The organism is Alteribacter salitolerans (assembly GCF_016901055.1).
In the GTDB taxonomy this organism is placed as follows: Bacteria; Bacillota; Bacilli; order Bacillales; family Salisediminibacteriaceae; genus Alteribacter; species Alteribacter keqinensis.
Genome location: NZ_JAFEUX010000012.1, coordinates 25,251 through 39,452, shown reverse-complemented (window position 1 = coordinate 39,452; position 14,202 = coordinate 25,251). Strand labels below are relative to the sequence as shown.

At 43.7% G+C, this 14,202-nt stretch carries 12 protein-coding genes and 1 riboswitch; of the genes, 4 read left to right on the top strand and 8 right to left on the bottom strand.

Annotated elements, in window-relative coordinates; all coding sequences use genetic code 11:
- Positions 1-10: 10 nt before the first annotated feature.
- From nikB to JSY36_RS18000, 3 genes are all read right to left on the bottom strand, one after another.
- Entirely contained in the window at positions 11-934 is a 924-nt protein-coding gene (nikB, locus tag JSY36_RS18010) for a nickel ABC transporter permease (protein WP_122897658.1), read from the bottom strand.
- A gap of 320 nt (positions 935-1,254) precedes the next feature.
- Positions 1,255-2,892 (bottom strand): glutathione ABC transporter substrate-binding protein, encoded by a 1,638-nt coding sequence (locus JSY36_RS18005; RefSeq protein ID WP_236785120.1) that lies wholly within the window; start codon positions 2,890-2,892, stop codon positions 1,255-1,257.
- Positions 2,893-3,284: 392 nt separating this feature from the next.
- Positions 3,285-3,545 carry a hypothetical protein gene (locus tag JSY36_RS18000; RefSeq protein ID WP_122897659.1) on the bottom strand — a complete coding sequence of 87 codons (261 nt, stop codon included), beginning with the start codon at positions 3,543-3,545 and terminating at the stop codon, positions 3,285-3,287.
- A gap of 129 nt (positions 3,546-3,674) precedes the next feature.
- Here JSY36_RS18000 and JSY36_RS17995 point away from each other — a divergent pair, with 129 nt between their 5' ends.
- Positions 3,675-4,976 carry an ATP-binding protein gene (locus tag JSY36_RS17995; RefSeq protein WP_205167432.1) on the top strand — a complete coding sequence of 434 codons (1,302 nt, stop codon included), beginning with the start codon at positions 3,675-3,677 and terminating at the stop codon, positions 4,974-4,976.
- Between the two features lie 390 nt (positions 4,977-5,366).
- On the opposite strand, the gene JSY36_RS17990 is transcribed toward JSY36_RS17995, so the two are convergent.
- The 3 genes from JSY36_RS17990 to JSY36_RS17980 form a co-directional block, all read right to left on the bottom strand.
- Positions 5,367-5,843, bottom strand: a complete 477-nt coding sequence (locus JSY36_RS17990) for a thioredoxin family protein (RefSeq protein WP_205167431.1) — start codon at positions 5,841-5,843, stop codon at positions 5,367-5,369.
- Positions 5,844-5,848: 5 nt separating this feature from the next.
- Positions 5,849-6,274, bottom strand: a complete 426-nt coding sequence (locus JSY36_RS17985; RefSeq protein WP_205167430.1) for a disulfide oxidoreductase — start codon at positions 6,272-6,274, stop codon at positions 5,849-5,851.
- A 94-nt stretch (positions 6,275-6,368) separates the two neighbouring features.
- On the bottom strand, positions 6,369-7,856 hold the full coding sequence (locus JSY36_RS17980; RefSeq protein ID WP_205167429.1) for a putative bifunctional diguanylate cyclase/phosphodiesterase: 1,488 nt from the start codon (positions 7,854-7,856) through the stop codon (positions 6,369-6,371).
- Between the two features lie 51 nt (positions 7,857-7,907).
- Positions 7,908-7,991, bottom strand: a riboswitch (cyclic di-GMP riboswitch).
- 170 nt (positions 7,992-8,161) lie between these two features.
- On the opposite strand from JSY36_RS17980, the gene JSY36_RS17975 reads away from it, so the two are divergent.
- Positions 8,162-8,380: a KTSC domain-containing protein gene (locus JSY36_RS17975; protein ID WP_205167428.1), complete on the top strand. Its 219-nt coding sequence runs from the start codon at positions 8,162-8,164 to the stop codon at positions 8,378-8,380.
- Between the two features lie 177 nt (positions 8,381-8,557).
- Positions 8,558-9,670 (top strand): alanine dehydrogenase, encoded by a 1,113-nt coding sequence (ald, locus tag JSY36_RS17970; RefSeq protein WP_205167427.1) that lies wholly within the window; start codon positions 8,558-8,560, stop codon positions 9,668-9,670.
- A gap of 63 nt (positions 9,671-9,733) precedes the next feature.
- Here the strand turns inward: ald and JSY36_RS17965 are convergent, their stop codons facing one another.
- Together JSY36_RS17965 and JSY36_RS17960 are read right to left on the bottom strand one after the other, a co-directional pair.
- Positions 9,734-11,212 (bottom strand): methyl-accepting chemotaxis protein, encoded by a 1,479-nt coding sequence (locus JSY36_RS17965; RefSeq protein ID WP_205167426.1) that lies wholly within the window; start codon positions 11,210-11,212, stop codon positions 9,734-9,736.
- A 592-nt stretch (positions 11,213-11,804) separates the two neighbouring features.
- Positions 11,805-12,629 carry an HAD family hydrolase gene (locus JSY36_RS17960; protein WP_205167425.1) on the bottom strand — a complete coding sequence of 275 codons (825 nt, stop codon included), beginning with the start codon at positions 12,627-12,629 and terminating at the stop codon, positions 11,805-11,807.
- A gap of 297 nt (positions 12,630-12,926) precedes the next feature.
- Between JSY36_RS17960 and JSY36_RS17955 the strand changes: the two genes are divergently transcribed.
- A complete protein-coding gene (locus JSY36_RS17955) occupies positions 12,927-13,919 on the top strand; it encodes a phosphate/phosphite/phosphonate ABC transporter substrate-binding protein (protein WP_205167424.1) in 993 nt (330 codons plus the stop codon).
- Positions 13,920-14,202: the final 283 nt, after the last annotated feature.

Here is a 14,202-nt window from a genome sequence, read left to right as displayed (position 1 = left end):
CTCCTTTCCATCAGTCATAGCGGATCTGCGGATTTAAGAATCCATAGCTGATATCCACCAGTAGATTTATAACTAAAAACTGCAGTGAGAATAATAGAATCAATGCCTGTATAACCGGATAGTCACGGGACAAAATGGAATCGATCAGATAAGACCCCAGCCCCGGCCAGGCGAAAACCTGTTCAACAACGACAGCTCCTCCAATGAGAAAGCCAAACTGCAGACCTGCCATGGTGACAACAGGAATGAGTGCGTTTCTCAGGACGTGACTCCAGATGACCACACGTTCCTTCTGCCCTTTTGCCCGGGCGGTCCGCACGTAATCTTCCCGCATCACTTCGAGGACACTGGAGCGGGTAAATCGTACAATGGTCGCTGCCACACCAAACCCGAGGGTAATCGACGGCAGCAAAATATGCAGTGGTGTTCCGGCTCCGCTTGTAGGAAACCAGCCAAGCTGAACAGCGAAAATCTGCATGAGCATCAGACCAAACCAGAATTCAGGGATACTGAGTGCTGTAATGGTCGACACCATCCCCGCTCTGTCCCAGATGGAGTTTCGTTTTGTTGCAGAGATAATACCTACAGAAACTCCGATTAAAATCGCCCAGAACATACTCAGTATCGTTAGGACAAAGGTATAGCCAAACCGGCGGATGACTTCTTCGGATACGTCTGCCCGTGTCCGGTACGATTGTCCGAGGTCCCCATGCACAAGCATATCTTTCATATAACGGCCGTATTGAACAGGAAGCGGATCGTTGAAGCCTTCACGCTCACGAAGCGTCTGATACGTCTCCTGGTCAATCTCCGCTCCATACATAATCCGGATCGGATCACCCGGTGTGAGGTGAACGAACAGGAAAGAAATGATTGTTATGATAAATAAGATCGGAATCATGCCTATGAGTCTTCTAAGTACAAATTGAAGCATGGTCTCACCTCTTTCTGAATGAAGGTTTTAGAGTTTTAAATCAGAGGATTCCGGCTGCACTCAAGGTAGATACTTTCACCACGGTAAGTGAATGTATCGAGCCTTCTTTGGGGTTTATCGACCCTTATTGCGAGTTTATAGACCCTTTTTATGGATTTATCGACCCTTATTGCGAATTTATCGACCTTTATTACGGATTTATCGACCCTTAATCAGAATATATCGGTCATTCGACAAAATCCGACCACAAGCGCCGCCATCGTCACACTGAGAAAAAAGGGGCTCCATCAACGAAGCCCCTCTTCTTTTTTACCGGACAATCAGCGGATTTCCGCCAGGTTTAAGTGAACAGCACCAGAAGGAAGTACGTAAATGCCGTGTACGTTTGTACCTTTGGCAATCAGTGCATCCGGAATGTGGAGGAATACCCACGGTGCGTCTTCGTAAATCACCTGCTGGATTTCAGCGTATGTTTCCATTGCTTCGTCTTCATCAGGAGTGGAGATGGCGTCATCAAACATGACATCAAGCTCTTCGTTAACATAGAATCCTGAGTTGTTGAAGTTAGGCGGGACCCGGTCAGAGGCGAAGTTCGGACGTAAACCATAGTCAGCTTCACCGGTACCAGGAGACCAGCGGCCGATCCACAGATCCGTGCCTTCACCAGCATCGAGCATGTCAAACAACGTACCAGATTCATAAGCTTCTACTTCCACATCGATGCCGATCTCAGCAAGCTGGATAGCCACGTACTCTGCAACACTGAGAAACTCGGTGCTGTTACGTGTCCAGAGGGTAGCTTCGAACCCGTCTTCATACCCTGCTTCATCCATCAGTTCCTGAGCAAGCTCAAGGTCATACTCGTAGACAGACTGCCCTGCGTACCCATATACGGCCGGAGCAATGGCAGAATCAGCAACCTGACCGTAGCCGTCAAGAACCTGGGCGATAAGACCATCTTTATCTACTGCATGGTTCATAGCCTGACGCACTTTAAGGTCATCGTAGTTTTCGTTTTGGAAGTTCATTCCGATATAGTAAAGATCCGTACTTGACCCTGTGTAAAGATCAAGATCCTCTTCATTTTCCAATTCAGCGGCATTTAAGGTTGGAATTGGTGTGATGACGTCCACTTCGCCTGTACGAAGCATGTTCACCCGCGTACTTGCTTCCTGAACAGGGCGGAAGGTAATGGCGTCCACTCTTGCTGCTTCCTCCTCATTCCAGTAGTCATCGAATTTCTCGACAACAACGTGCTCACTGTCACGCCACTCGACAAATTGGAAAGGTCCGGTACCAACAGCACCTTCACGGTCAAGGTTGTAATCCGGGTCCTCCAGCTTCTTATTCAGCTCTTCTACTGATTTAAATGCCGCAGAAGAGTGGGCCATGTAGGAGGCCATGGCAGAGTTTGGCTCATCAGCTACGATTGTAACTGTGTAGTCATCCTCCACGATGACTTCCTCTACAAATGAAAAGAAAGAAGACCTTGCCATCCCATTATCCGTATCACGGACAAAATCGATATTTTCTTTTACAGCCTCAGCGTTAAATTCTGTTCCATCGTGGAAGGTTACGCCTTCACGTAAGTAAAAGGTAATTTCGGTAGCGTCGTCACTATAGTCATAGTCTTCTGCAAGGACAGGAACGATTTCCATATTTTCATTGAATCTTAGCAGCCCTTCCATCATCGTACTCTGAATCGTAGCGGAGTTGCCGTCTGTCGTATTATGAGGATCCATCGAAGTAGGCTCGGCTTCGATACCTACAGTAAGGTCTCCCCCTGAAGCCGCTTCTCCCTCTCCTTCGTCACCTTCATCTTCCGTTTCTTCTGTTTGCGGTTCATCTGTGCCTGTGTCGTCTTCACCTGTATCTGCGGGTTCTTCACCGCCGCATGCTGCCAGTACCAGGACGGATGAAAGAGCAAGTGCCATCCAGGACGCTTTAACTTTTTTCAATGTTCATTTCCCCCTCAACATTAATTTCATATTCACACTATATACACTGCAATTTTGATGCCAAAGTTCTAAGTATTCTAAAAATAACCCCCTCCCCTTCTCATAAACTATCTATTTCAAAGGATTTTCACCCTTTGATTCAATCAATAACCTTTCTGAATCTTCAATCTTATTGGTTGTTTTGGTTTGTTTATTGGTTGAACCTGATTTTTATGCATAAACAATAATATAATCGTCCTTAGTGAATAAATCAACATGTTTTTTTATTAATATGCAAAAAAACATTAAATAAAAAGCCTTATCCAGTCAGGTAAATCCTGACTGGATAAGGCTTCTTAAGACATAATCATTTCCGGCATCCGGGATATTTATTCTTTCATCCAATCACCCCGTTAAAAAAGAACAACTGCGAGGATGATAAAGGCCGCTCCAAGTGCTGCGACAGCCCCGTTTCTTACTGCATTCTTTTTTACCACAAATGTAAACAGAGCCACAACACCGAGTAAGATGAGGAAAAAGATGATCCCATCGGCAATCGGATGAATAACGGTCCCTTGTACCGTCGTTTCCTGGTAAATCTGAAAGTTAACAATGAGGGCAATGGCCCATAAAAGGACGATTCCGCTAACACCTGTGATAATATAACGTGCCATATTAACCACTCCTTCTTAAAACAATAATGGCATATTCCTTATTTTTTGACAATTATCCCATAATTCCATTGTGTTACCACGCATTTATTCGTACAATAAAGGAAAGTTTTGGAGGTGGGAGGAGTCTTCATGAGTGTTTTTAAGGATTTTCTGCACAACCTGTTTTACATCCTGACTCCCATTTTTCTTTATGTAACCTTTTGGGGAGGCTTTGGTTTTCAGCGTAACCGGAAAATGACAAGAATATTCTTCTTTATCCTTTGTGTGAGCTCCATGGTCCTTTCCATGACCTTTCCTGTAGTATTAAACAACGGAATTACCTTTGACCTCCGGCATGTTCCCCTGATAATCGGAACACTTTACGGCGGCTGGGGTATGGGGCTTGCTTTACTTTTGTTCCAGAACGCTTATCGTGCCATCTGGATTGGAATGGAAAGCATATTGTTCGCCATTTATTTCAGTTCACTAGTATATCTCTTTTTTCTTGGTTTTTCAAAGTATTATCATTCCATTAAATTAACGAAAAAAATTCTTTATTATATGCTGGTTCTCCTGATCGTTGCCTCTCTTGCGACGGTGTTTCCTTCTACGATCTTTGCCGATACGAGAACTGAAATTGCGTATTACATGGTACAGTTCTTCTTTATCTACTCATGTGTATCGTTTCTTGTTATCTATACACTTGAAAAGATCCTTTTAAACGAACGTCTTAAAGGTGATTTAAGAAAAAGTGAACAGCTCCGCCTTGTCAGCGAGCTTGCTGCTTCTGTTGCACATGAAGTAAGAAATCCTATGACAGTGGCACGAGGCTTCATTCAGCTTCTTCAATCGAATGCCAACCTGACGGAAAACGAAAAGAAATACATGCAGCTTACCCTCTCTGAAATTGACAGGGCCCAGCTGATTATCAGTGACTATTTATCCCTCGCAAAGCCAAAAGATGTGGAACTTGAAACGATCAATGTTGCTTTTACGATGGATAAAGTAAGGCACACCATTCAGGCCTACGCCCTTATGAACAATGTTTCGGTCTATCTTGACGTTCCGTCTCATTTAAAAATCAGAGGCGATGAAAAAGAGCTCACCCAGGTTGTTTTAAATTTAGCCAAAAACGGTATCGAAGCGATGCCACAAGGGGGAAAGCTGTTTTTGTCTGCCGGCCATACCGGCCAGCACATCCGAATAAAAATTGCAGACACAGGCAGCGGGATGACAAAAGAAGAAGTCAAACAGCTGGGCACAGCGTATTATTCCACCAAGGAAAAAGGAACGGGCCTTGGATTAATGGTGTCATTCAGTATTATCCGCTCCTGGGGCGGACATATACAGGTCAACAGTAAGGTCGGAGAAGGAACAGAGTTTATCATCCAGCTTCCTGTCGTAATTGAAAAGCACGATACTCCTGAAAAAGAACCGACGATGTCAGTATAAACAGCAGTTTCTGCAGGAGTGTAGCGTATTCCCTGCAACCACCATATTTAATAAATCAGCAATGCTCTTTAACACAGCTATCAAACAGCTATCAAACCTAATTCATTCGCACCATAAAGCATGAAGATAAGCATACTGTCTTTTTTCAGCTGAGTTACCCAGTTCCTCTGATTTTTCAGCGCATCGTGCGGAGTTGAACGGAATACGCAAAATTCCTGCGGAAGTGAGAGACAGACGAGACCTTACATCTCACCGGGTAGACTCGGCGCGAGTGCGCGGAAAGGGAGTGTATTCCGTTCACCGAAGCTGAAAAGTTGTCTAACCCAATTAAAAAGAAGCTGCCCCTAAAGGTTTAATAACAAACCTCAAAGGTAGCTTCTTTTTTATGAATTATTCCTCACCAAGTACGATATCATCGTAGAACCATTCATATGTCGGCTGGTCTGCAGCACCGTATATCCGTTCCACTTCTTCACCATTCTCATAATGAATCAGCGTCGGTGTTCCATCAATGCCAAATTGACTGAACCCGTTGTCAAACTCGAGTAAATTAAATAAGTGCAGGTCAATATCTTTTTCATCTGCCATTGGAATAATAACAGGACTTACCTGGTTACAAGCCTGGCAGGCAGGGCTGAAATAATAAACAGTAAAATCCTCTTCATTCTCAATCTTTTCATCCAGCTCATCCGGAAGAATGATGTTGTCATAATTCGGGTCATCAAGGGTATCAATCGTTTCCTGATGAAGACGGTCTTTACCATATGGGTTTCCTTCAGATTGCTGCTGATTCTGATACGACGTGACAAATGCAAGTGCACCAAAAATAATCACAACGGCAACCCCGAAGATAATGATTTTCTTCATGTTGTTCACTCCTTCGATTTAGCCAGTACAACGATCAATAATACAGAAATTGCAGCAAAAGCAATAAAAGCAAGAAACGGAATCGTAATAAAGCCAAACACGTTAATGTATTGATAATTACAAGGTACGACGCCGCAAAAATCAGATGTTTGTGCCATAGCCGGCACTTTCTGTACCAAATAGTGATACAGAGAAATCAACATACCGATTACGCTGAGAGGCAGGGCATAAACAGCCTGTTTTGCGTCTTTCTTTACTGCTGCAATGGCAAGGGTAATCGCAAGCGGGTACATAAAAATCCGCTGAATCCAGCACAGTTCGCACGGAATGAACATTCTTATTTCTGAAAAATAAAGAGATCCGAGCGTTGCCGTAAATGCGATGGCCCATGCAGCAAAAAGTCCATATTCAACTGCTTTATTATCTTTCACGGATGCATCTCTCCTATTTTAACATATGGACTTATCATAATACGAAAGAGGCGATTCGTATAGGTTGTTCACGTGATTGTCAGAAACTGCAGCCTCACGAGAGAATCTGCCGTGCAGAACCGTCCAGAAGAAAAGGTGTAACCTCGTGTGGCGGAAGCGGCTTGCAGTACAAGTATCCCTGGACTTCATCGCAGTCATTTTCCTTTAAAAACGTAAGTACTTCACTGGACTCCACCCCTTCTGCAACCACTTTGACATTCATGTTACGTGCCAGCTTAATAACAGAGGTAACAATCACTTCGTCCTTTTCTTTAATAAGGACATCCCTGATAAATGACTGATCAATTTTCAATGAATCGACCGGAAAATTCTTCAGGTAGCTGAGCGTAGAGTATCCGGTTCCAAAGTCGTCTATGGATAAATGGACACCAAGTTCTTTTATTCCTTCAAGCACTTCCTGTCCATTCTGCAATTGAGACAGAAGAAAGCTCTCCGTGATTTCAAGACTTAACAACCATGGATTCATATCTGTTTTACGGATAATCTCCCCCAGTTGTTGAATGAATTCCCGATCCCTGCACTGGACTGCTGATATATTAACAGACATCCTTACAGGCAGACCTTCTTTTTTCCATAGAGAAGCCTGTCTGCATGCCTCTTCCAGGACCCAGAGACCAATGTCCTTAATCAGGCCTGTTTTTTCCGCAACTGGAATAAACGTGAGAGGAGCTACACATCCCAGCACTTCGTCATTCCAGCGAAGGAGTGCTTCCACCCCGATCACTTTTTCTTTATGGAGATCGACCTGGGGCTGATAAACCAGGGAAAGACTTTGATTATGTATCGCTTGTTTCAGCCTTTCCTCCATCATTTCTGCTTTGTTTTGCCCGGTATCATTTTTCTGCTTTGCTCTTTTCAAAAGTTCCTCGGTACCACTGGATGAATGTTCATTCACCACTGCTGTGAGAATACACTTGAAGGGGTTTAGACATTCTGTTATTTTTTCCTCTGCCTCTTGCTCACTCACCCTGCCTTTAACAAAACAGCAAAAGGTAAATTCATCGATTACGTAAATGCTTCTCTCATGAGATTGGGCGTTTTTTAACCCTTCTGCCCACCTGTCTTCTCTTTCAGTAAACCTGCCGTAAACGAGGGTGAACGGCTGTTTTTCGTGCTTCTTCATCACCTCAAGAAGTGCCCGTTTGTTCGGAAGGCCCGTCCTTTCGTCAATAAAGGAAGCCGTAATTTCCTCGCAGGGGTGTAAAACGAAGAACGAAAATGCCGGGTCAAGTGGATTGTATTTCGGCATTGTAAGTTTTGAGAACGTAAAGGAATGAAGTACGCCTTCTGCGCTTTTAACCATCGCTTTTTTCCCTCTCAGCAGGATTAGAAACCTCCGATGGTCTGTCCCAAGCACATGGTGGTGATGAAGTCCGGTAAAGTGAAAAAACGAATCGCTTGCATACCTGATCGTTTCCTTTCCATCAACCATAAAGTAAATAGCGTCTTCTTCAAGAGTCTGATTGAGACGTTCTATAAAATAAGCAAGGTTTTGTTTATTGAACTCGAGTCCCTTATACAAATTGTAGTCCTCCTCTTTCATGGCCAACTGCATAAAAATAGCCGACCTTAATAACACTAAGGTCGGTTGCACTACCAGCTCCTGATTGTCCAAGTGCCCACATAAAGACAATCACTCTCCGCTACCTTTGTAATGATATTGTAATATTCAGACAAAGAAAAGCACAAGGGTCTATCTCCCTTTTCTCTACATCATTTTTACATTATTCTCCTATACCACTCTGACTGTGTCCGTTTTCTTTTTAATATGTCGGGTATCTTAACAATAAGGACTTTTACCTTATATTACTCAAGGAGGCGTATAGTATGGAAATGGAATTTGTACAGGTCAATGATCAGCAGGTCAAGTCGCTGGCTTATGATGACATGAACCAGCAGCTCCATGTCAGGTATCAAAACGGAGAATATCTTGTATATTACGGTGTTAAAAAGGCCGATTATGTCGCACTGCAAGGTACCACAGACACAGCCGGTTTTATCGATTCAAAGATTGCCCTGGATTACCGCTCTGAGCGCATGAACTAGAGAAATGACCCAGAGGAAGATAATCCTTTATCCCCACTCTTGAAGCAGTATATTCTTTTAATTAGAGTGGGGAAATAAAAGGTGGAACAGTTGCCGGACTTTCGATAAAATGGAGGTGGCAAGTTTGACCATTTAACTGACTTACACAGTAACAGAGACGTTTAAGGAGGGTTTATCATGAAGATAGGGGTACCCGGTGAGATTAAGAATAACGAAAACAGAATTGCCTTGACACCTGGGGGTGTACTGCTTTTAAAGCAGGCCGGACATGATGTTTATGTTGAAAAGAATGCAGGAATTGGAAGCGGCTTCACAAATGAGGATTACCAGGAGGCAGGGGCAAAAATTCTGACTGAAGCCAAAGATGTTTGGAATCGTGCAGACATGGTGATGAAAGTAAAAGAGCCTCTCGAATCCGAATATCAATATTTCCGTGAAGGACTAGTCTTATTTACATATCTCCATTTGGCAGCAGTCCCTGAGCTTGCAAAAGCACTTACAGAGAGCAAAGTAACGGCCATTGCCTACGAAACGGTGGAAGTAAACCGTACGCTTCCTCTCCTTACACCAATGAGTGAGGTTGCCGGACGTATGGCTGCTCAGATCGGGGCCCAGTTCCTTGAAAAGCCAAAAGGCGGAAGCGGCGTGCTCCTCTCAGGTGTGCCGGGTGTTAAACGTGGAAAAGTTACCATTATTGGCGGCGGAGTTGTTGGAACAAACGCAGCCAAAATTGCCATGGGACTCGGCGCTGACGTTACGATTATTGATGTGAATCCGGAACGTCTCCGTCAGCTGGACGATATTTTCGGTACGGAAATCAACACACTTATGAGTAACCCGATTTCCATAGCTCAAGCGGTAAAAGAATCAGACCTTCTCATCGGGGCCGTATTAATTCCCGGAGCAAAGGCGCCTCGTCTTGTTACTGAGGATATGATTAAGGAAATGATGCCGGGCTCTGTTATTGTGGATGTTGCTATTGACCAGGGCGGAATCGTTGAGACAGTAGACCGTATTACGACTCACGATAACCCAACCTATACAAAGCACGGTGTCGTTCATTATGCTGTTGCGAATATGCCTGGTGCTGTTCCGCGAACGTCTACAATCGCACTTACAAACGTGACTGTGCCATATGCGGTACAGATCGCAAACAAAGGTGTTGTAAGAGCGATTCAGGAGAACCCTGCGTTAAAACCAGGCGTAAATACAGCGGGCGGTCATGTCACTTACGAAGCAGTGGCACGTGATCTTGGCTACGACTACATGCCTGTTGAGAATGTGCTTTAATTAGAGCCAAACAACAGAACCGTCCGTAACCAGTGCTTATCTGGATTACTGGACGGTTCTTTTTTATTCTCCTGCGGCTGCTTCTTCCAGGGTTTTTGTAATCGAGACTAGTTTGTCTATCTGTTCCAGTGTGTCTTCGATGGAAGCATACTGCTCTTCAACAGAAGCGAGTACTTCTTCGACTGCTGCACTGGACTGCTGTGTATAGCTGCTTACAGTGGCGGACTCATTTATAATCCGTTTTGTTTCATCATCCACTTCATTCATCTGCGCTTCCACTTCCTCACTCTTACAGGCTGTTTCATTTGCGTGCTTCATTAATTCATCAAAGCGGTTGCTTGCTTCGAACGTTTCAGTTAAGTTTGCAGCTACCAACTCGCGGTTCACATTCATATCTTCCTTTACCATAGCAATATCAGCTTCAATTTTTGTTAATTTATCACTGATTTTTTTCGTAGAGTCATTTGAGTCTTCTGCAAGCTTCCGTACTTCATTTGCAACCACAGCAAAACCTCTTCCTGACTCCCCGGCTCTGGCTGCTTCGATGGAGGCGTTCAGTGCCAGCAGGTGGGTCTGGTCGGATATTCCCTTGATTGCCTTTACCATGTTGCCGATTTCCCTGCTTTCCTGATAAAGCTGGTCCACAACGCTTGTCTGCTGCTCAAACCCACCATGGATTTCTTTCATTCTCGATGAGAGTGTATTCATTTTTTTATGACCTTCCTCAGTGGAAGAAGCCGTTTCATTGGAAAGGGTATACATCAATTTAGCTGCATCATTTACTCTCTTAACAGCAGATCCCGTATGTGACACGGACTGATGGATGTCTGTCATGCTCGCAGCCGAGCTTTCAATGCCTTTGGACATTTCTGTAAAAGATAGGGTAATCTCTTTGGAAATCGCCCCCGTGTGTTTCATCTGATCATTGACCCGGCTCGCAACCTTGGTGAGTACCTCAATTGAGCGGTTAATTTCACTCAGCATCCCTTCCACTCTCTCTTTTCCCGCAGCTATATGGTTTTGCTGGGTGGTCATATTCCGCTGCATATTCTCCCCCATTTTTGCCTGGGCAACAAGAGCAATCGTTGTAATGATAAAGAGAATATTCAGGGAAACGAGAATATCATTTCCAAGCCCCATAAACATTTCTTCCCTGAACGTGATAAAGAAATAGTTTGTAAGAGCAAGCCCACCGACAGCTGCCATGGCAATGGCCCGGAAGTTGTGATAGAGAGTCACAAAAGCCACACACACATAAACCATAATATAGTTGGATAGTTTCGGCGAGGTTGATACCATAAAGTAAATGAGTATTAAAAAGTTGAATACAACAATGTACTGAACGTAAGACGGAAACCAGCCCTTTAACGTTATAATCGTAATGACTCCTACAGCGAAAAATCCAACGGCCGCATATGTAATCAGCCCCCGGGCAGGTACCTGTGCTGCAAAATTGCTTAACAGCCCTATGGCATATGCGACCCATAACAGCTTCATCATCAGCCGGTTCCGTTTATCATGATGCTCTCTTTTCTCCCCCATGTGTAACACCCCTTGTTTTGTCTTTACAAAGAAATGTGTCTTTTGAATGATCATTCATTCAAAATTTTTCTATTTTTCGACACTTTCCATAATCATACAAAACAAATAGAGCGCTTTCAATTTAAATAAGAAATCAATACTAGGTCTTTTTTATTTGTTTGAGTAAATCGATACTTCGCCTCACTCTGACTCGTAGATGTTTTCATCGAGGTGACACCTTTTGAAAAAAGCGTTCTATTTCAAACTTCTGACGGGCCTCGTCGTTTTATTTCCGCAATTACCTATTTCTTTATCTTCAGCATGATAAATGTCACCTTTGCGGTTGGTGCAGCCGCTGCTCTCCTGACGTATGGTGGAACGAGCTCCTTTCCCCCGCCAGTGGTTAGTGAAGGGTATGCACCTGTGGATACGAGAGGGATGTATACCCCGGAATCACAGGATGGTATCTATCGCCTTGATCCTTATTTTCTTTCTTCCCTTTTAACATTTCTGTCAAGCTTTCTGATGTATTTTCTAATGTAATAGTGATGTGAAATCGTAATAAACAAATTAAAGAGCAGACCTCAACAGGCCTGCTCTTTTTAAAAACCCTTTATATCTTTACACTCTCCACCCAGTCCGTAATCCGTTTTACCTGGACGAGGTTGTCGTGCTCCATTGCCTGGCTGCTTCCGGAGATGTAGACCGCTTTCATTTCCTGCAAAAGGGCCGGTGCAATTTCGTTTATGAAGTTATCACCTACAGAAACCGTTTCTGAAGGCTTCACACCAAACTCTTTTGTAAGTTCATTAAAGTAATGATCGGTCAGGCTTGGCTTTTTCGCTGATGTAACGACTTTAGGAAAAACACCATCGAGCTCAAGCTCTTTAAACAGTCTGCTTACGTCATCTGCATCACTGTTTGTCATGAGAACAATATTTGTCTTTTCTTTTAATTGAAGCAAAAACTCCCGGAGTCCCGGAATCGGATCAAGCTGGAATTCGTCTGTCACCATGTATTCCTTTGTTTCACAATATCTTGTATAACAGTCTTTCACACCGTAGTGCTTGGCACAGGCAAAAGGCAGCCACCAGCCGTCACCAATGGCAACGATGGTTTCAAAATCAAACTCAAGGTTTCCTTTATATGTATCTTTCACTTTTTCCAAAGGCCATTCTGTTCCATCCCAGTTGTGCGCTTCCACTACTGAAAGGGTCATTGGATCGACAGTAAGAACCGCATCATGTTCCACGTCGTACGCCTTTCCTACTTCAAGGACGTGCTTTCCGTTTTTAGACTTTTCATAGTCTGCCCAGAAGGCTGCTTTATCCTTTTCTGCTACATCGATAGAAAGGCGCTTCGCATAATAATCAAAATGATCCGTTCCTTCATATAGCGTTCCGTCTAAATCAAAAATGTATAATTTCTCAACCTGCATTGCCACACTCTCCCCCGGAAAAATTCGTAAACACTACTTTTTAGAGTAATCGTTTTACGTCCCGAGCGCAAGGTTCTACAAGATTTTAGTAAAAAGGATTCGAGAGATGTCGAAATCAGCAAAAAATAAACGGATTTTGACTATTTCGTAAAGTTTGTAAAGGCTTTGTGGATTCTTGTAAAGGTTCGGTTAGGAAACGGTAAAAGCTATAGTATTCCAACCTCCCTTCCTGCATAATCGCATTTGTAAGTAAAAAACTTACATACTTTGAAAAAAAGAAAAGAGGGGTTTTGCAAGATGAAGAAGTTATTCACAGTTTTAATGTCTTCAGTGATCGTTGCAGGGTTGGTTGCCTGCGGAGAGTCTGAAGGAGCTCAGGAAGAAACAGCTTCCAATGAGACTGATACTGAAGAAACAACAGAAGACGATGATGCGTCTGAAGACGACGCTTCTGAAGAGGAAGAAGAAGCTGCTGACAGACCTGATTCCATTACAATGGGGTTCGTTCCATCTACTGATTCCGATCAAATTGCGGCGACTGTAGAGCCACTTGCAGAACGCCTTTCTGAAGAGCTTGGAATTGAAGTTGAAGGTACTGTTATGACAAACTACTCCGCTTTGGTTGAGGCAATGGGAAGCGGACAGGTTGAAGTAGGGTTTATCCCGGCATTTGCTTATGTACTGGCAAGTGAGCGTCATGATATCGAAGTTATTTTAAAGTCTATCCGTAACGGTGAAGACAGCTACCGCGCTCAATATTCTGTGAGAGCAGATTCCGGTATTGAGAGTCTTGAGGATCTCGAAGGTAAAGTTTGGACATTCCCTGATGTAGCTTCTACCAGTGGCTACCTTTTCCCTGCTACCCAGCTTCGTACTGAGCTTGGTGTAGACGAAGATGATTTCTTCGCTGACCTCCTTGAAGCAGGTTCCCACGATAACGCACTTATCACTGTACTCGAAGGTAATGCCGATGTAGCAACAACGTTTGAAGATGCCCGTGACGTTATTGCTGATGACTACCCTGAAGTATTTGATGAAGAAACAGGATTAATTCAGCTTGGATTTACGGATCCAATTCCAAACGATACGATCTCCGTTATTCCTGGCCTTGGAAGCTTTAAAGATGAAATCCAGCAGGCTTTCCTTTCTTTTAATGATGATGAGGAAATGATTGAAATCATGCAGGAAGTTTACCGTTGGGACGGTATTGCTGAAGCTGCAGACGAAGACTATGACATCGTCCGCGAAGCTTATGAGCTGTTCTCTGACGAAGTTGATCCGCTTAACTAATTAATCATTTGATGACAATAGGAAAAAGAGGTTGGGACATAAAGAGAGTGTTTAGCAGTAGTTCCGAACAATGTGCGAACATAGCGGATGAAAGATACGTAGACTCCTGCGGGATGAAAAGCGAAGATGAGACCCCACAGGGCAGGCTCAGCCGCTTCCCGGGGAAAGCGAAGTATCTTTCAGGAGCGATTTATATGCATTGCACATTGTTTGTTCGGATTCACTAAACCTTTCTGCCCTAGCCTCTTTTCTATGTCTATGAAAATAAAAAGGGGATTATTTC